The organism is Streptomyces sp. NPDC004838 (genome assembly GCF_053600955.1).
This window is the reverse complement of sequence record NZ_JBSGAW010000026.1, coordinates 91,975-110,119: the sequence shown is the minus strand read 5'-3', so window position 1 is coordinate 110,119 and position 18,145 is coordinate 91,975. Positions and strand designations below refer to the sequence as shown.

The 18,145-nt window shown below is 72.2% G+C and carries 14 protein-coding genes and 1 pseudogene; 9 read left to right on the top strand and 6 right to left on the bottom strand.

Annotated features, from left to right (window positions below; translation table 11 throughout):
- Positions 1 to 104: 104 nt before the first annotated feature.
- Positions 105 to 743, bottom strand: coding sequence for an HAD family hydrolase (locus ACWEFL_RS26795; RefSeq protein ID WP_451717122.1), 639 nt, complete (start codon positions 741 to 743; stop codon positions 105 to 107).
- Positions 744 to 1,086: 343 nt separating this feature from the next.
- Between ACWEFL_RS26795 and ACWEFL_RS26790 the strand changes: the two genes are divergently transcribed.
- The 4 genes from ACWEFL_RS26790 (at position 1,087) to ACWEFL_RS26775 (ending at position 6,014) form a co-directional block, all read left to right on the top strand.
- On the top strand, positions 1,087 to 2,097 hold the full coding sequence (locus ACWEFL_RS26790; protein WP_451717120.1) for a FecCD family ABC transporter permease: 1,011 nt from the start codon (positions 1,087 to 1,089) through the stop codon (positions 2,095 to 2,097).
- A gap of 946 nt (positions 2,098 to 3,043) precedes the next feature.
- The gene (locus tag ACWEFL_RS26785) at positions 3,044 to 4,096 is read left to right on the top strand and encodes a FecCD family ABC transporter permease (protein WP_451717118.1); all 1,053 of its coding nucleotides are present in this window, start codon (positions 3,044 to 3,046) and stop codon (positions 4,094 to 4,096) included.
- Positions 4,093 to 5,037, top strand: a complete 945-nt coding sequence (locus ACWEFL_RS26780) for an ABC transporter ATP-binding protein (protein WP_451717117.1) — start codon at positions 4,093 to 4,095, stop codon at positions 5,035 to 5,037. Before ACWEFL_RS26785 ends, ACWEFL_RS26780 begins: the two co-directional genes overlap by 4 nt.
- Positions 5,034 to 6,014 (top strand): ABC transporter substrate-binding protein, encoded by a 981-nt coding sequence (locus ACWEFL_RS26775; RefSeq protein WP_451717115.1) that lies wholly within the window; start codon positions 5,034 to 5,036, stop codon positions 6,012 to 6,014. The genes ACWEFL_RS26780 and ACWEFL_RS26775 overlap by 4 nt, the downstream gene beginning before the upstream one ends.
- 118 nt (positions 6,015 to 6,132) lie before the next feature.
- Here ACWEFL_RS26775 and ACWEFL_RS26770 read toward each other — a convergent pair whose 3' ends face one another.
- Positions 6,133 to 7,362 (bottom strand): hypothetical protein, encoded by a 1,230-nt coding sequence (locus ACWEFL_RS26770; RefSeq protein ID WP_451717113.1) that lies wholly within the window; start codon positions 7,360 to 7,362, stop codon positions 6,133 to 6,135.
- A 90-nt stretch (positions 7,363 to 7,452) separates the two neighbouring features.
- Between ACWEFL_RS26770 and ACWEFL_RS26765 the strand changes: the two genes are divergently transcribed.
- Positions 7,453 to 10,092, top strand: a complete 2,640-nt coding sequence (locus ACWEFL_RS26765; RefSeq protein ID WP_451717166.1) for a helicase-associated domain-containing protein — start codon at positions 7,453 to 7,455, stop codon at positions 10,090 to 10,092.
- A 59-nt stretch (positions 10,093 to 10,151) separates the two neighbouring features.
- On the opposite strand, the gene ACWEFL_RS26760 is transcribed toward ACWEFL_RS26765, so the two are convergent.
- Both ACWEFL_RS26760 and ACWEFL_RS26755 read right to left on the bottom strand, forming a co-directional pair.
- Entirely contained in the window at positions 10,152 to 10,544 is a 393-nt protein-coding gene (locus tag ACWEFL_RS26760) for a hypothetical protein (protein WP_451717111.1), read from the bottom strand.
- A gap of 107 nt (positions 10,545 to 10,651) precedes the next feature.
- Positions 10,652 to 11,005, bottom strand: a pseudogene (locus ACWEFL_RS26755) (XRE family transcriptional regulator); the annotation flags it as partial.
- A 278-nt stretch (positions 11,006 to 11,283) separates the two neighbouring features.
- Here ACWEFL_RS26755 and ACWEFL_RS26750 point away from each other — a divergent pair.
- The 3 genes from ACWEFL_RS26750 to ACWEFL_RS26740 all read left to right on the top strand — a co-directional run bounded on the left by ACWEFL_RS26750 (position 11,284) and on the right by ACWEFL_RS26740 (position 14,427).
- Positions 11,284 to 11,742 carry a hypothetical protein gene (locus ACWEFL_RS26750; protein WP_451717109.1) on the top strand — a complete coding sequence of 153 codons (459 nt, stop codon included), beginning with the start codon at positions 11,284 to 11,286 and terminating at the stop codon, positions 11,740 to 11,742.
- A 69-nt stretch (positions 11,743 to 11,811) separates the two neighbouring features.
- Positions 11,812 to 12,498 carry a class I SAM-dependent methyltransferase gene (locus tag ACWEFL_RS26745; protein WP_451717107.1) on the top strand — a complete coding sequence of 229 codons (687 nt, stop codon included), beginning with the start codon at positions 11,812 to 11,814 and terminating at the stop codon, positions 12,496 to 12,498.
- 294 nt (positions 12,499 to 12,792) lie between these two features.
- A complete protein-coding gene (locus ACWEFL_RS26740) occupies positions 12,793 to 14,427 on the top strand; it encodes a DNA repair helicase XPB (RefSeq protein ID WP_451717105.1) in 1,635 nt (544 codons plus the stop codon).
- A gap of 148 nt (positions 14,428 to 14,575) precedes the next feature.
- Here ACWEFL_RS26740 and ACWEFL_RS26735 read toward each other — a convergent pair whose 3' ends face one another.
- Both ACWEFL_RS26735 and ACWEFL_RS26730 read right to left on the bottom strand, forming a co-directional pair.
- A complete protein-coding gene (locus ACWEFL_RS26735) occupies positions 14,576 to 15,316 on the bottom strand; it encodes a glycosyltransferase 87 family protein (RefSeq protein ID WP_451717103.1) in 741 nt (246 codons plus the stop codon).
- A gap of 122 nt (positions 15,317 to 15,438) precedes the next feature.
- Positions 15,439 to 15,660, bottom strand: a complete 222-nt coding sequence (locus tag ACWEFL_RS26730; protein ID WP_451717102.1) for a hypothetical protein — start codon at positions 15,658 to 15,660, stop codon at positions 15,439 to 15,441.
- Positions 15,661 to 15,950: 290 nt separating this feature from the next.
- Between ACWEFL_RS26730 and ACWEFL_RS26725 the strand changes: the two genes are divergently transcribed.
- Positions 15,951 to 18,068: a HelD family protein gene (locus ACWEFL_RS26725; RefSeq protein WP_451717100.1), complete on the top strand. Its 2,118-nt coding sequence runs from the start codon at positions 15,951 to 15,953 to the stop codon at positions 18,066 to 18,068.
- The last annotated feature ends 77 nt before the right edge of the window (positions 18,069 to 18,145 follow it).

The window sequence follows — 18,145 nt, the reverse complement described above, 5'->3', positions numbered from 1 at the left end:
CCCGTGACGGCTCGCCCCCGCCGCCTTCACCCCGCCACCCCCGCCGCCTTCACCCCGCCGGTCTCGCCTACGGCTCTCGTCCTGCCGCTTTCGCCCACCGGCTCTCAGCCCGCGAGATGCCGCCGCAGCCATGCCGGGAACTCCGTCAGATCCCGGATCACCACATCCGCCCCGGCTTCCCGCAGTTCGGTTGCGGAGCAGGGGCCCGTCGGCACGGCGACGGCGAGCGCTCCGGCGGTGTGCGCGCCGCGTACGTCTCCGATGTGGTCGCCCACGTACACACCGGCGCCGTACTCCCGGAGGGCCTCCGCCTTCCCCTCGGCCCAGAGCGAGCCGATGACGGCGTCGGGCTCGATGCCGAGATGGGCGAGGTGGAGCTTGGCGTTCGGTTCGTGTTTGGCGGTGACGACGATGGCCCGGCCGCCGGTTTCGCGTATGGCGGCGATGGCTTCGCGGGCGCCGGGGAGGGCGAGGGTGGGCTCGATGGCGTACGCCGGATAGATCTCCCGGTAGCGGTCACCCATGGCTTGAATTCGATCATCCGGGAACCAGTGCGCCAGCTCCTGCTCCAGCGGAGGCCCCAGCCGGGTGACGGCGAGATCCGCGTCGATCCCTACGCCCGTCTCCTCGGCCAGCGCGACCAGGGCGGCGTGGATGCCGGGGCGCGAGTCGATGAGGGTCATGTCGAGGTCGAAGCCGACGGTGAGCGGTCGGGGGGCGGCGGTCTCCTGGTGTGAAGCCATGGGGTCATTGTGCCCATCGCCGTCTCGCCACGGTCTCGCCGCCGCCTGCCTGTTGGCTCTCCGCGTTCTCGCCGACGCGTCGCCGCCGTGTCGCCGTCGTGTCTCCGTCGGCTCTGCGCGTTCCCGATGGCACCTCGCCGCCGTGTCTCCGTCGGCTCTTCGCCGCCCCCTCTGCCGCCTCTCGCCTCGCCATGCCCGGGTGTCGCTCGCGTCGGGTCAGGCCCTCACCCGCCCAGCCCTCGACCGTCAGTTGTGCAGTGCCCATGAATGGCACGTGCAACCAACCTTTAGACTTAGCCAAGCCTTACCTATCCATTGCCCGGTGTTCTCCCGATTGGTCCTCATGTCAGCCAGACGCGCGCTCGCGGTCCGCCGCACCGGCTGGACGGCGGCAGCCGTACTGGCGCTGCTGGTCGCGGTCCTGCTCAGCCTCGGGGTGGGGGCGCGGGCCATCGCGCCGTCCGCCGTGTTCGAGGCCCTGTTCCAGGGCGGGGGCGGTGACGACGCCGAAGTCGTACGCGAACTCCGCCTCCCCCGCACACTGATCGGGTTGATGGTCGGCGCGGCGCTCGCCCTCGCCGGAACGGTTCTCCAGGGCCTGACCCGCAATCCGATCGCCGACCCCGGCATCCTCGGCATCAGCCAGGGCGCTTCGGTGGGGGTCGTCCTCGCGATCGCGTACGCCGGAGTGCACACGCTCACCGGCTACGTCTGGTTCGCCTTCGGGGGCGCGGCGGTCGCCTCCGTAGCGGTGTACGCGATCGCCTCCAGCGGACGGGGCGGGGCGACGCCGGTGAAGCTCGCGCTCGGCGGTGCGGCGATCAACGCGCTGCTGGTGTCAGTGACGATGGCGGTCCTCACGACCAAGGCCGCCGCGCTCGACGAGTTCCGCTTCTGGCAGGTGGGGTCGATCTCGGGCCGCGAGTCGGAGATCGTCCAGCAGATCTGGCCCATCCTGACGGTCGGCATACTGCTGGTGGCCGTCGTGGCGCGCGGCCTCGACGCGCTGGCACTCGGCGAGGACGTCGCGAAGAGCCTCGGCCAGAAGGTCGCGACGGTACGCATCACGGGCGGCGTCGCCGCGACGGTCCTGACCGGTGTCGCGGTGGCCGCGGCCGGCCCGATCGCCTTCATCGGCCTCGCCGTTCCCCACATCGCCCGCGCGATCGTGGGCAGCGACCATCGGTGGATCCTCCCGATGGCGGCCCTGATCGGGCCGGTGATGCTCTTGGTGTCCGACGTCATCGGCCGAGTCGTCTTCCCACCGGGCGAGATCCCGGCGGGTGTGATGACGGCCCTGATCGGCGTGCCGTTCCTGGTGACGCTGGTCCGCCGCAAGGCTGTCCCCGCGTGACTCGGGCCGTCGGGCCGGGAGCGCGGGTCTCGGGGTGGCCTCGCCTGCCAAGGCGCCGCGCCTCGGCAGGTGCGGTGACTCTGGCCGTCAGGCCGGGGGAGCTTGCCTCGGGGCAGCCCCGCCTGCCAAAGCACCGCACCCCGGCGGGTGCGGTGGCTCGGGCCGCCGGGCCGGGAGAGGTTGCCTCGGGGCAGCCCCGCCCGCCAAGGCACCGCACCCCGGCGGGTGCGGTGACTCGGGCCGCCGGGCCGGAAGAGGTTGCCTCGGGGCAGCCCCGCCCGCCAAGGCGCCGCGCCTCGGCAGGTGCGGTGACTCTGGCCGTCAGGCCGGGGGAGCTTGCCTCGGGGCAGCCCCGCCTGCCGAGGCGCCGCGCCTCGGCGGGTGCGGTGGCTCAGGCCGCCGGGCCGGAAGAGGTTGCCTGGGGGCCGACCCACTTGCCGAGGCGCCGCGCCTCGGGGGGTGCCCGCCCGTTCCGCCTTGCGGAACATACGCCCACCGGCAGGGGCACCTACCCCACCAACCAGGGCACCCGGAACCAGCCCCTCACACCGCAACCCGCCCGCGTAACTCAGGCCGCCGGGCCGGGAGAGGTTGCCTCAGAGCAGCCCCACCTGCCAAGGCACCGCACCCCGGCGGGTGCGGTGGCTCAGGCCGCCGGGCCGGGGGAGGTTGCCTGGGGGCGGACCCGCCTGCCAAGGCACCGCACCCCGGCGGGTGCCCGCCCGTACCGCCATGCGGAACATACGCCCACCAGCGGACATGGCTACCCAGCGCGAGCCACCCCGCGCCGTTGGGCGGAACACCCAGGGCGAACGCCCACCAGCGGGGACGTGGGCCCCACCGATCAGGGCACCCGGAGGCAATCCGGACGGGTCGTGGCCGGACGTGGGCATGTGCCGAGGCATTGCGGCGGGGACGTGGGGGATCAGAGCACAGGGAGTGGGACATGAGCGCGAGCATCCGCCCTGCGGGGTACGGCCTGGTGCGGGCGCGGAAGGGGAGCTTCCTGCTGCATCGGCGGGCGGCCTGGGTGGCCGTCGGGCTGGCGCTGGCGCTCGCGGGCGTGTGTGTCGCGTACCTCTCCGTCGGGGAGAGCTTCGTCGCGCCCGGCGACGTCATGAAGGTGCTGCTCGGGCAGCCGTCGGCCGCCGAGGTGGTCGTCGGGACGCTCAGGCTGCCGCGCATGGTGGTCGGGCTGCTCGTCGGGATCGCGTTCGGGATCGCGGGGGCGCTCATTCAGACCGTCGCCCGCAACCCCCTCGCCAGCCCGGACATCATCGGCATCAGCCAGGGCGCCAGCGCGCTGACCGTGGGGGCGATGACCTTCGGGGTCACGTCGTACACCGTGCTCCCCTATCTCTCCGTCACCGGCGGAATCGTCGCCGCCGCGCTCGTCTACGTCTTCGCCTGGCGCGGCGGACTGCACGCGACCCGGTTCGTGCTGATCGGGATCGGGTTCGCGATCGCACTGCGCTCGCTGACCACGCTCTTCATGACGAAGGGCGACTATCTGGTCGCCCAGCAGGCGCAGATCTGGATGACCGGCTCCCTCAACGGCCGCGGCTGGGACGAGGCGACGCCCCTCGCGTGGACGCTGCTCCTGCTCGCGCCCGCCGTCGTCTGGGCCGCGCGGGCGCAGCGGACCGTCTCGCTGGACGACGACATGGCGACCGCACTGGGGGTGCGGCTCGGGCGGGTGCGGCTGGGGCTGGTCGTCCTCGGGGTCGTGCTCGCTTCCGTGGCGACGGGCGCGGCCGGACCCGTCGACTTCGTCGCGCTGCTCGCCCCGCAGATCGCCCGCCGTATGACGAGGACCGCGCAGATCCCGCTGCTCTGCTCCGCGCTGATGGGCGCGGTGATCGTCGTACTCGCCGATCTGCTCGCACGGAAGCTGTTCTCGCCGACCGAACTGCCCGTGGGGGTTCTGACGGCCGCCGTCGGCGCGCCCTATCTGATCTGGCTCATCATTCGGAGCCGTACCACCGGAGGGAAGTCGTGAGGCCCGTGACGAGCAGCAGGCTCACCGCCCGCGAGTTGACGCTCGCCTACGAGGACCGCACGGTGGTCCATGAACTGGACCTCGCGGTCCCCGACGGCCGGGTCACCGTCATCGTCGGCCCGAACGCCTGCGGCAAGTCGACCACTCTGCGCGCCCTGGGACGGCTGCTGAAGCCGAAGGGCGGTGCCGTGCTCCTGGACGGGCAGGAGCTGGCGAAGACGCCGACGAAGCGGATCGCCCAGTCCATCGGGCTGCTGCCGCAGTCGCCGGTCGCGCCCGAGGCCATCACCGTCGCCGATCTCGTCTCCCGTGGCCGCCAGCCCCACCAGGCATGGTGGAGGCAGTGGTCCGAGGAGGACGAGCGGGCGGTCACGGACGCGATGGAGCGTACGGACGTCACCGCGCTCGCCGAGCGGTCCGTCGACGAACTCTCCGGCGGGCAGCGCCAGCGCGTGTGGATCGCGATGGCCCTCGCGCAGGAGACGGATCTGCTGCTGCTGGACGAGCCGACGACGTTCCTCGACATCTCGCACCAGGTGGAGGTCCTCGACCTGGTGCGCCAGCTCAATCACGAGCGCGGACGCACGGTCGTCGCCGTTCTCCACGACCTCAACCAGGCCGCGCGGTACGCCGATCACCTGGTCGCCATGAAGGCGGGCCGGATCGTCGCCGAGGGCCGCCCGAAGGAGGTCGTCACGGCCGCGCTCGTACGGGAGGTCTTCGGTCTCGACTCGGTGGTGATCCCGGATCCGGTGACGGGGTCGCCGCTGGTCGTGCCGGGCGCGCCCTACTCCCCGCCGTCCGATTCCGACCGCGATTCCGACCGCGATTCCGACCGCGGCGGCGTGGTCGAGTCCGCCCTCGCGACCCGGCCGGCCTCCGCGAACACACCCACCGCCGACCGGCGGGACCAGGACACCGTACGAAAGGAAGCTCCATGACCTCGTGGTCCGGGAACCGCGGCCTCGCCGCCGGCGCCCTCCTCCTCGCCTCCGCCCTCGCCCTCACCGGGTGCGGGTCATCGGACAGTTCGGACACCGACGACGGCTCCCCCGGCGGCGGGGGCGGCACCCGTACGGTGAAGACCGCCATGGGTGACGTGAAGGTGCCCGAGACGCCCCAGCGGGTCGTCGTCCTCGACACCGCCGAACTGGACTCCGCCATCACGCTCGGCGTGAAGCCGGTCGGTTCCACCCACGTCGACGCCGAGAGCGGGTTCCTCGGCTATCTGCCCAAGGACAAGGTCGAGGGCATCAAGGACGTCGGCGAGATGATGACGCCCAACATGGAGGCGATCGCCGCCCTGAAGCCCGATCTGATCCTGACGAGCAAGATCCGCCACGGCGCGAAGTACGACGCGCTGACGAAGATCGCGCCGACCGTGATGACGGAGACCACCGGCTACCCCTGGAAGGAGAACTTCCAGGTCCACGCCGAGGCGCTCGGCAAGAAGCCCGAGGCCCAGAAGGCGGTCGCCGCGTACGACGCCCGTGCCGCGGAGGTCACCGCCGCGCTCGGCGGGCCGGAGAAGGCCGCGGCGACGAAGGTCAACGTGGTCCGCTTCGTGGAGGGCGGGGACATCCGCATCTACGGCAAGCAGAACTACATCGCGACGATCCTCGCCGACGCGGGGCTCGGCCGGGCCGCCGTGGCCGACAAGGCGAAGGACGGGTTCTCGTACGACGTCAGCCCGGAGCGGATCGACCTCGCGGACGCGGACGCCGTCTTCCACTCCACCTACGGGGACCCGGCCAAGGCCAAGCGGACCGGCACCCTCGAAAGCGGGCTGTGGAAGAACATGAACGCCGTGAAGAACGGCAAGGTCTTCGCCGTCGAGGACGAGCTGTGGATCCAGGGCATCGGCTACACCGCGGCGAACAAGATCCTTGAGGAGATGCGGGCCGCGCTGACGAAGTGAGCCGCCCGCGCAAGGGCCATCGTCTCCGTCGCCGTTCCCACGTCGACAACGGTCCCCGTCGCGGGGACCGTCACCACCTCGGCCACCGTCACCGTCACCGCCGCCGTCGCGGTCGCGGTCAGCGCCTCCGCGCCCGCCACACCAGGTAGAGCGCGGAGGCGATCGCCGCGCCCTTCAGCACCCATGGCCAGGTACCGGCGAGCGCGTCCCGCATCCCCTCCTGCGGAATGGGGTCGCCCCAGCGGCCCTCGTTCCGGCCCCACAGCCACACCAGTCCGGCCGTCACGGCCGCCGCGGGCAGGCCGAAGACCGTCAGTTTCGTCTCGAACGGGGTGAGTCGGCGGGAGCCGTACGCCAGCAGCCAGCCGAGGCCGAGCGCGAGCCAGGAGCCGAGAACCACGCCCGCGATCAGCAGGGCGGCGGCGAGCAGAAGGAACGGGTTGCCGAGGCGTACGCCCGTCGACGCCCCCTCCCCGGCCTCTTCCTCGGCCCCTTCGGCTTCGGCCGCCGCACCACGCCGACGAAGGCGCGGCCTCCATCGCGACGCCCACCGTCGGCGCCCGGTCTCCGCCCCGGCGTCCTCGGACTCCGCCTCGCCGCCCTCCCCCTCGCCGTCCTCGCCCTCTTCGCTCCCGTCCTCCGGTCGCGGCGGGTGCAGTATCTCGGGGATCTCCACCCCGCCCGTGAACCCGGCGACCCGCTCACCGGCGCCGTACGGCTTGGGCTCGACGCGCCACCAGTCGACGTCCTTGTCGTGCGAGGGGCCGAGTTCGTCGAGTCCGGCGAGGTGGGGCGGCAACCCTACGACCGGGCCCGGCGGCGGGGCCTCGGGTCGTACGGGGGCCGAGTCCCGGCGCGGGCGCGGAATCCGCCGGCGTATGCGCCGGCCCGGCAGACCGAACAGACCGGAGGGCCGCTCGCCGGACGGCGGCTCGGGGACCGGCCGGTCTCCGGACTGCCGGTCGCCGGACGTGCGGTCTCCGGACGTGCGGTCTCCGGACTGCCGGTCGCCCGAAGGCCGGTCTCGGTCAGCGCGGTTGAAGCCAGCGCGGTTGAAGTCGGCGCGGTCCGGGTCGGCCAGGTCGGGGGCCGCCGACCTCGGCGCGGGAGCCGCGTGGCCGCCGTCCGTCGCCGCCGCCACCACCTCGTCCGGTGACCCGAGCCTCCCCAGGATGCGGCGGACCGACGCCGGGTTGTCCGACACCGCTCTCGTACGCTGCCGGTCGATCTCGCCGCGCAGCTCCGACACCAGCCGCATCCGGGTGCCGGACGGCAGCTGCCGCTGCTGCGCCAGATCGCCGACCCGGCTGAGATAGTCGTACACGAGCTGGTCGCTCTCGATCCCCACGGACAGTTCCCCTCGGATGCTCCCCTGACCCTGCCCCGACGGTAGCGCGGCCCGAGCCCTCCAGCGACTAACGTGGGGCGGATGGGGACCATGCCCGAAGGAAGCAGTCCGCGCACGCTGGCCGAGGCCCTGCGGGCGCGCGGCGACGAGGAGCTGGCCGCGCTGCTGCGCGCGCGCCCCGATCTGCTGACCCCCGTGCCCGGCGATCTGACGCAGCTGGCGACCCGCGCGGGGACGCGCGCCTCGGTCGTACGCGCCCTGGAACGGCTCGACCGGTTCTCCCTTCAGACCGCCGAGGCCCTGGCCGTGGCCCCCGACCCGGCTCCGTACGACACCCTGCTCGCACTGCTCGCCGGCGACGAGGGCGATCCGGTGGTCGAGCGGGTGCTGCCGGAGACGGTGGAGAACCTGCGCACGCAGGCGCTGGTATGGGGCGGGAACGACCGCCTCCGGCTGGTGCGCACCGCACGGGAACTCCTCTCGCCCTCGCCGACCCGGCCGTCCCCGACCGGCCTCGGCCCCACCGTCACCGAGGCCACGGCCGGGATGTCGCCCGGCCGGATCCAGGAGATCGTCACGGCGGCCGGCCTGCCGACCACCCATGACCCGGTCTCCGCCGTCGCCGCGCTGACCTCGCTCTTCACCGACCGGCAGCGGATGGGCGCACTGCTGGACGGGGCCCCGGCCGAGGCCCTGGCCGTGCTGGACCGGCTCGTCTGGGGGCCTCCCTACGGCGAGGTGACGGCCCAGTCCACACCGCCCGTACGGTGGCTGCGCGACCGGGGACTCCTGCTGGCGGCCTCCGCCTCTCCCCGTACGGTCGTGCTGCCGCGCGAGGCCGCGCTGCATCTGCGGGCGGGGCGTGCGCACCGCGTGCCGGAGCCGGTGCCGCCGGAGATCGTTCCCGCGGCGAACGCCGGCGAGGGCCGTCCACAGGTTGTGGACAGGACGGCGGCGGGCCAGGCGTTCGCCGCCCTGTCGACGGTCGAGGACCTGCTCCAGGACTGGCACGAGGGCGGGCCCGCGGTGCTGCGCGCCGGGGGCCTCTCCGTCCGGGACCTCAAGCGCACGGCGGCGGCGCTGGACTGCGGCGAGCCGATGGCCGCGTTCTGGCTGGAGCTGACGTACGCGGCGGGGCTGCTCGCGTCGGACGGCGAAGCCGACGAGCGGTACGCGCCCACGCCCGCGTACGACGAATGGCTCACCCTGCCGCCCGCCGAGCGCTGGGCGGCCCTCGCGTCCGCGTGGCTCGCCGCCACCCGCACCCCCGGCCTGGTCGGCACCCAGGACAGCAAGGGCCGCGCCCTCTCCGCTCTCGGACCCGACCTCGACCGTCCCTCGGCCCCCGAGATCCGCCGCCGCGTCCTCACCCTGCTCGCCGCCCTTCCGCCGGGCGTCTCCCCGGACGCGGAGTCGGTGCTCGCACGCCTCCGCTGGGAACGCCCGCTGCGCGGCGCGGCCCCGGACAAAGGCACCGACTTCCGTTCCCGCGTCGCCCTGTGGACCCTGTCGGAGGCGGAGACGCTGGGGGTGACGGGCAGGGGCGCGCTGTCGGCGCACGGGCGGGAGCTGCTGAACGAGCCCGTCAGAGGCGCGGGAGGTGCGGGGGCGGGCACTCCGGGGCCGGACTCACCCGCGTCACCCTCGGCCTCCGCGACATCCGCAGCACCCGCAGCACCCGCGACATCCGCAGCACCCGCAACGTCAACGTCAGGTACGTCGGCGGCCCCGCAAGCCGCCGCCGCTGCCGCGCTCGCGCCGCTGCTGCCGACCCCGCTGGACCATGTCCTCCTCCAGGCCGACCTCACCGCCGTCGCCCCCGGCCCGCTGGAGCGGCCCCTCGCCGAGACGCTCGCCGTGCTCGCGGACATCGAGTCGAAGGGCGGGGCGACGGTGTACCGGTTCACTCCGGGATCCGTCCGCAGGGCGCTGGACGCGGGGCGGTCCGCCTCTGATCTGCACACCTTCCTCACGGCGCACTCCCGGACGCCCGTGCCGCAGCCGCTCAGCTATCTCATCGACGATGTGGCCCGCCGCCACGGGCATCTCCGGATCGGCGCGGCCTCCGCGTACGTACGCTGCGACGACGATGTGATGCTCGACGAGATCATCGCCGACAAGCGGTCGCAGAGCCTGCGGCTCCGCCGCCTCGCGCCCACCGTCCTCGCCTCTCCGGCCGACCCGGCGACGCTGCTGAACGGCCTGCGGGCGATGGGATACGCCCCGGCGGCGGAATCGGCGGAGGGGGATGTCATGATCACCCGCGCCCACGCCCGCCGGACCCCGCCGCGCAATCCGCCCGCGCCGCACTCGGACGGGCCGCCCGTGCCCGACGCGGTCCTGCTGGGCGCGGCGGTGAAGGCCATCCGGGCGGGCGACCTCGCGTCCACGGTCGTACGCAAGCCGGTGGCGGAGGGGACGGCTCCCGCGTCGCGTTCCGAGGCCGGGGCGGGTGCCACGTCGGGATCCGGATCCGGGTCCCGGAACGGTGAACTCCCCCGCACCACGGCCGCCGAGACCCTGGCCACGGTCCAGGCGGCGGCCATGACCGGCTCCGCGCTCTGGATCGGCTATGTCAACGCGGAGGGCTCGGCCAGCCAGCGCGTGATCGCGCCCGTACGGGTGGAGGGCGGCTTCGTCACCGCGTACGACCACACGGCGGACGAGGTCCGCACGTACCCGCTGCACCGGATCACGGGCGTCGCGGAACTCGCGGACGACTCGACCTGAACCGGGCCGCGAGCCGACCCGCCCGCGCCCCCGTCGGCAGGCACTCCGGCCCGACCGCCCTACAGGCCCTCCACCGTCGCCTGCACGACCTTGACGAAGATGTCGCCGAACCACACGGCCAGCAGGACGGCCATGATCGTCTCCGTGTAGAAGAAGGCCAGTGCACAGCCCATGGCCGCCAGTACCGACCGCGCGGTGCGCCGCCGGACGGTCCTCCCCTGGAGCCAACTCGCCGCGACCAGGGCGGCCGGGACGACGTACCCGATCGCCCACACCGCCGGAATGCTCGGTCCGGCCGACCGGAAGTCGATGAACGCGAGCAGCACCACCAGCGGAGTGCACACCGCGGGCACCACCCACCAGCGCTCGTCCCTCCGGTCGGCGTCGGCCTGCCCGGACGGCACGGGACCGGGGGGCGTGCCGTACGCGTACGGATTCCAGTAGTTCGACATGCCCCCAGCCAACCGGACCGTCCGCGGCCCCGGCACCGTACACGTACTCATCCCGCGGCCCCGCATACTCAGCCCCCGGACGGCCGGACCCTCGGCGTCGGCGCCGATCACTCCGGCGGCCGGCTGTACCTCTCCATCGCGGCCTTGCCCATGGAGCGGTCCACCAGCCGCAGTTCCCAGGGGCCGGTATTCACATCGAAGTCCTTGCCGAAGCCGACCCATTTCCCGGCCATGCGCCGTCCGGTCGGCTCGACCAGGAGTTGGATGGCCCCGTGGTAGCGGGCCCCGTGGTAGTAGCCGTCTGCGGCGGTCTGCTCGACCCATGTACCGGTGACCACGTTCCGGTCAACGGTCAGGTCCAGCGCGAGCGGGCTGTCCGGGTTGCTGCTCGCCCCGGGCAGACTCCGGACGGTCAACCGGTTCACGTGCTGGACGATCACTACGTAGTGCTTGCCCTCGTATCCGACAGACGCCCGGACGACGCCCGATCCGCCGTCGCTCTGCCCTGGCCGACAGGGACAACATCAGAGCGTCGTGAGGCAGCTACGAGGGAGCGTGAGCGGATGACCATGACGATGCGGGTGTCCCGCGACGGCGGCAGGACGTACGACCGTGAGGTCGTCTTCCCGACCGGCCGGAGTGAGAAGCCGTCGCCCCCCGCAGCGTCCGCCGCGTGGCCTCCCTGCGAGTGCCCCCGATGCTCTCCGATCACGGACCATCCGACACGGAAGGAACTGACGTGACGATCACGAAGCAACCGGGAGAAGTCTTGGGCTTCATCAGCCCCGACCTCAGGGAGCGGCTCGCCCGGGACGTGCGAAGGACCTGGCTGGAACTGTCCGACGACCAGGCCGAGCGTGGGGTGAGCCAGTTGGCGGCCTTCCTGGTGGCCTCCACGCTAACCGCTGAGCCGCTCACCCCATCTCTTCGGGTGGACTTGTTCTGGCACGCGTTCATCAAGCGGAGCGTCTCCTACGTGGCCTTCGCCAAGGCGCTGGGCGTGGACTACATCCACCACGTTCCGGACGACGACGAGACCGGCTCGGACTCCGAAGCGGGCAGGGCCGCCATGGAGGCGACGAAGGCCGCGATCCGCGCGGCCGGATACACCGTCGACCCTGAGTTCTGGCCCAACGAGGGCGCGGCCGGATGCACACAGTGCCACGCTGGGTGCACCGACAGCCCCGTGAACAAGTAGCACGCCTCAGCGCGTCAGCCGCCCGATCTCCAAGCCGGGCGGCTGACGCCATGACATGGGACGGACACCGTGACCGACACTCGTAGCGATGCCTGGGACACCTACTCGGAGAGCAAGCCCCAGCGCAGGAGGACAAACGCCAAGGGCGAGACCACCTGGTTCAACTGGACCCAGCACCCTGACCATGGACCTGGGGCCGAAGTGCTGTCCTTGCCCGCCGGAGGCAGGGTGCTGGACCTGGGTTGCGGCTCCGGCGGAAACGTCGCCCATCTCGCCACTCTCGGTATGGAAGCCGTAGGAGTGGACTTGTCGCCGGCGCAGCTGGCCAAGGCGCGTGAGCGTTGGCCCGACATCGGTGGCATGACGCTGTACAGGGGAGACGCCCTCTCGTTCATGCGGACGCAGGCTCCGTTCGACGGGATCTGCTCCGTCTTCGGGGCCGCCTACTTCACCGATCCGGCTGAGATGCTTCCCGCAGTCCATGCGACGCTCAAGCCGGGCGGGGTGTTAGCCATGTCCCAACGGCCCGCTGTGGAGGGTTGCTACGGCTGTCAGGCGTCCTACATTCCGCGCGGGCCCGACGAGGAACCCGCTGTGGTCAAGCGCTGGGACTACGAGCCGGACGTGTGGGCCGTGACGCTGAAGGAGCACGGATACGTCGACGTCTCTGTGAATGTGATTCCACCGCCTGTGGGAAGTCAGCGCATGGGGACCCTGCTGGTTCGAGGCCGCAGGGACAGAGCAGCCAGGGCGTGACCGGATCCGCTGCAGCCCCGGGCGATTCAGCCCGCGGGAATAGCCGGACACGTCGATGGCTTCTTTCACTGTTACGACGTTCCAGCCCCTGGCCTGGCACAACTCCTCTCACACGGCTCGCTGACGCTCCGGCGAGGTAGACTCTTCTGTTTCCCGCGAAAGGCGGACATAGATGGCCGCGCGCGTCCCCGGCGCACTGGCCGGAACGCCCTTTGAGCGTCGGGCACGGGGCAGAGCCCGAGCCGTAGCGGGTGTGCTGTTCGTCACGGGACGATCCTATTTTCGGAGGTATATGTGTCCTGCCTGATCGTCCAGAGCGACAAGACCCTCCTGCTGGAGGTCGACCACGAGCAGGCCGACGCCTGCCGACGCGCCATCGCGCCGTTCGCCGAGCTGGAGCGCGCGCCCGAGCACATCCACACCTACCGCGTCACCCCGCTCGGCCTGTGGAACGCGCGGGCCGCCGGGCATGACGCCGAGCAGGTCGTGGACGCGCTCGTCGAGTTCAGCCGCTACCCGGTGCCCCACGCGCTGCTGGTCGATGTCGCCGAGACGATGGCCCGCTACGGTCGGCTCACGCTCTCCAAGCACCCCGCCCACGGGCTGGTGCTGACGTCGACCGACCGTCCCGTACTGGAGGAGATCCTCCGGTCGAAGAAGGTGCAGCCGCTGGTGGGGGCGCGGCTGGACCCGGACACGGTCGCGGTGCACCCGTCCGAGCGCGGGCAGATCAAGCAGACGCTGCTGAAGCTGGGCTGGCCCGCCGAAGACCTCGCGGGCTATGTGGACGGCGAGGCCCACCGTATCGATCTCGACGAGACCGGCTGGGCCCTGCGGCCGTACCAGAAGCAGGCCGTCGAGGGGTTCTGGCACGGCGGCTCCGGGGTCGTCGTGCTGCCGTGCGGCGCGGGCAAGACCCTCGTCGGGGCGGGTGCGATGGCGCAGGCCAAGGCGACGACGCTGATCCTGGTCACCAACACCGTCTCCGCCCGGCAGTGGAAGCACGAGCTGGTGAAGCGGACCTCGCTGTCCGAGGACGAGATCGGCGAGTACAGCGGTACGCGGAAGGAGATCCGCCCGGTCACCATCGCCACCTACCAGGTGCTGACGACCCGGCGGAAGGGCGTCTATCCGCATCTGGAGCTGTTCGACTCCCGTGACTGGGGTCTCATCGTCTACGACGAGGTGCATCTGCTGCCCGCGCCCGTCTTCAAGTTCACCGCCGATCTGCAGGCCCGGCGGCGGCTCGGGCTGACCGCCACGCTCGTCCGGGAGGACGGGCGGGAGTCGGACGTGTTCTCGCTGATCGGGCCGAAGCGCTTCGACGCTCCATGGAAGGAGATCGAGGCGCAGGGGTACATCGCTCCGGCGGACTGTGTGGAGGTACGGGTCAATCTGACCGACTCCGAGCGGCTGGCGTACGCCACCGCCGAGACGGAGGAGAAGTACCGCTACTGCGCGACCACCGAGACCAAGCGCAAGGTGGCGGAGGCGCTGGTCGCCAAGCACCGGGGCGAGCAGACGCTGGTCATCGGCCAGTACATCGACCAGCTCGACGAGCTGGGTGAGCATCTGGACGCGCCGGTCATCAAGGGCGAGACGTCGAACGCGCAGCGGGAGAAGCTGTTCGAGTCCTTCCGGCAGGGCGAGATCTCCGTGCTCGTGGTGTCCAAGGTGGCGAACTTCTCCGTCGACCTTCCGGAGGCCACCGTCGCGATCCAGGTGTCGGGCACGTTCGGCTCCCGGCAGGAGGAGGCGCAGCGGCTCGGCCGGGTGCTGCGGCCGAAGGCGGACGGGCACGAGGCCCGCTTCTACTCGGTCGTCGCCCGCGACACCATCGACCAGGACTTCGCGGCGCACCGGCAGCGGTTCCTGGCGGAGCAGGGGTACGCGTACCGGATCGTGGACGCGCACGACCTGCTGGGCTGACGCGCATGGTCCGGCGCGTGGTCTGGTGCATAGTCCGGCGCGCGGTCTGGTGCATGGTCCGGCGCGTGGTCTGGTGCATGGCGTAGTGCATCGCCCGGCCTACGGCCCGGTGCATGGTCCGGTGCCGCCCGGTGCATGGTCCGGTGGCTCAGCCGAGCCGGGCGGCCGGGCCCGTCGCCTCGGTCGGGGCGCTCACTTCCCGCGCGCCCGCGTGAGTACGGCTGGTCAGCCATACGAGCGCCAGCAGCGGCGCGCACCACGCGAGCTGGCGCGCGTCCCCGGCCGTCGCGAAGACCCCGCTGGTCCAGAAGTCCGTGCTCGCGTGCGGGAGGACGAGCGCGCCCAGCAGCACCGTGCCCGTGAGGGAGGCGAGGGCGGTGAGCCCCGCCCGTACCCGGCCGGTGAGCAGCAGATAGACGATGAACACGGCGGGCGCGAGGGCGACCCCGGCCGCGACGCCGAGCGCGAAGCCCTTCCCGATGGCGTCTTCGTCGCGGGCCAGGTCCCACAGGACCAGGCAGACGAGGGCGAGGGTGAAGTCCGGTTCGAGCCAGACGCCGACGGCGACGGCGGCCAGCAGCAGCGGCACGGGCGCGGTCAGGCCGGCGACGCGGCAGCAGAGTCTGACGAGGAGGGCCAGAAGGAGGGCGTTCCCCGCGACGAAGGCGACCTCGAGGGCCGGGTCGGGCAGCCAGGCGGTCGGCACGAGGAGGATCGCGGCGAAGGGGGGATGCGTGGCGGGCAGTTGCCAGTCGGTGACGATGAAGCCGTACGCGAAGCCGTCGGCGAGGGGGACACGCAGCGGGACGCGCTGCGCGGTGCAGAGCGCGGCCAGCGCGAGGGCGAGGACCGCGGCAAGTGATCGGGGGCTCACGTTACGGAACGTCACGGCGGCGACCCTACTAGTGGATCAGCGCAAGGCCGTGAAACGGCTGGAGCGTTCGGCGTATGCGGGGGGCGGGAGAGGGCTCAACGGGGGCGGGAGAGGGCTCAACGGGGGCGGGAGAGGGCTCAACGGCGGACGCCCGCCTCCTCCGCGTACTCCCCCAGGACCGCCACGCTGAAGACGGCGGCGGTGAACACCTTGACCGCGCGCAGTGCGTTGCCGACGCGGTGCTGGGCGTGCTGAGCGTGTTGGGGGTGCTGGGAGTCCGGGGCGCGGCTCGCGGTGACGTGTCGGCGGGTGCGGGTTCGGGGGATCTCGGATGCCGGGGTGAGAGTCGTCGTGGTCATGTATCCATGGTGGATTCCGTGCCTGCTCAGCGCATCGGCCCCCGGATTGAACCCCTCTCCGTCCCGTGTACGACTCCAGGCATACGGGTTCCCCTACGGGACCGGCACTTCAGGAGGACACGGAGTCCTCCCAGGGATTAGTCCTCCCCAGGGAATACCGTTCGCTCCCGTGCCGCGCCATTGACTAGACTCCTCCGTCTTGCCCGCCTCCCTCCGAGGAGCGCCGCCGCCCGGACGGAAACCGGTCGGTCTCTCCGTCCAGACCCCCGCAGCTTCCCCGGAGGCGATCCGTGCCCGCGCACGTCCCCGTACCCTCGCATGCCCCCCAGCCCACGCATGCCCCCGAGCCTGCGCATGTCCCCGAGCCCGCGCCCGGCGGCGATCCCCTTCTCCGGGAACGCTCGCATCTGTCCGCCTCCCGTGCCGCGTTGCGCACGATGCGCGAGGCGGCCCAGTCGCTCGACATCCGTGACGTGACCGCGAACTGGGTCAACACGCGGGTGCTGGAGAGCCAGAAGGAGCTGCGGATCAAGGAACTCGCCGATCTCGTCCACACACCGCTCTTCTTCGGCCGTCTCGACTATCTCGAGACCGCCCAGGAGGGCCACAGCTTCTATATCGGCCGACGCCATGTCCACGACGCCCACGGCGACCCGATGGTGGTGGACTGGCGGGCGCCCGTGTCGAAGCCGTTCTACCGGGCGTCCCGCAAGGACCCCCAGGACGTGGAACTCCGGCGGCGCTTCGGCTACACGGGCGGCGAGCTGACGGCGTACGAGGACGAGCATCTGACCGACCCGGCGGATGAGAGCCATGTCGGCAGGCTGCTCCGGGAGGAGATCGAGCGCCCGCGCGTGGGCCCGATGCGGGACATCGTCGCCACGATCCAGCCGGAGCAGGACGAGATCGTCCGGTCGGGGCTCGGTGGCACGGTCTGTGTGCAGGGCGGTCCCGGCACCGGAAAGACCGCCGTGGGCCTGCACCGGGTCGCGTATCTCCTCTACGCGCACCGGGAGCGGCTGGCCCGCGCCGGCACGCTCGTCATCGGGCCGAACCGTTCCTTCCTCGACTACATCGAGCAGGTCCTGCCCGCGCTGGGCGAGTTGGAGGTCAGGCAGTCGACCGTCGACGAGTTGGTCGCGCATGTGGAGGTGCGCGGCGTCGACGGCCCGGCCGCGGCCGCCGTCAAGGGCGACGCCCGGATGGCGGAGGTCCTCACGCGGGCCCTGCGGTCGCATGTCACGCCGCCCGTCGAGCCCGTGATGGTGGTCCGCGGTTCCCGGCGGTGGCGCGTTCCCGCGTACGAACTCGAAGAGATCGTGGTCGAACTGCTGGAGCGGGACATCCGCTACGGCGCGGCCCGCGACGCCCTTCCCCAGCGGATCGCGCACGCCGTCCTCGTCCGCATGGAGCAGGCGGGCGAGGCGCCCGACGACCGCGTCCAGGACGCGGTGGCCCGTAACCCCGCCGTGAAGGCGGCCGTCAAGGCGATCTGGCCTCCCGTGGACCCGGCGAAGCTGGTGCTGCGGCTGCTCTCGGACGCGGAGTTCCTGGCCGCCCACGCGGACGGCGTGCTGACCGGGGAGGAGCAGCGGACGATCCTGTGGGAGAGGCCGGCGCGGAGTCCGCGTTCCGCGAAGTGGTCGTCCGCGGACGCCGTGCTGATCGACGAGGCGGCGGATCTGGTGAGCCGGACGCACTCGCTGGGCCATGTGGTCCTCGACGAGGCGCAGGACCTGTCGCCCATGCAGTACCGGGCGGTGGGACGGCGCTGTACGACGGGTTCGGCGACCGTGCTGGGCGATCTCGCGCAGGGGACGACTCCGTGGGCGACCGAGAGCTGGGCCGAGGCCCTGTCCCATCTGGGCAAGCCGGACGCGGTGGTGGAGGAGCTGACCGCCGGATTCCGGGTGCCGCGCGAGGTCATCTCGTACGCCTCCCGGCTGCTTCCGTTCATGTCCCCCGGTTTGGCGGAGGTCACTTCGGTGCGTGAGTCGCCCGGTTCGCTGGAGGTCCGCGAGGTCGCGGGCGGAGCGGACGAACTGGACGCGGCGGTCGTGGCCGCGTGCGTGGAGGCTCTGCGGCGGGAGGGCTCGACCGGTCTGATCGCGGCCGACGGCCGGGTGGAGGCGCTGGGTTCGGCGCTGACCGCCGCCGGACTGCCCTATCTCGCTCCCGGTTCCCTGACGACGGCCGAGTCCCGGCTGACGCTGGTCCCGGCCTCTCTGGCCAAGGGGCTGGAGTACGACTATGTCGTCCTGGACGACCCGGCGGCCCTCGTCGCCGCCGAGCCCGACGAACGGACCGGTCTGCGCAGGCTGTACGTGGCTCTGACACGGGCGGTCTCAGGGCTGACCGTGCTTCACCGGGGCGCTCTGCCGGTCCAGTTGGCGGGCCGGACGGGGTGAGCGCGCGCTCCGGGCCCTTCCGCCCTGAGCGCGCGCTCCGGGCCCTTCCGCCCTGAGCGCGCGCTCCGGGCCCTTCC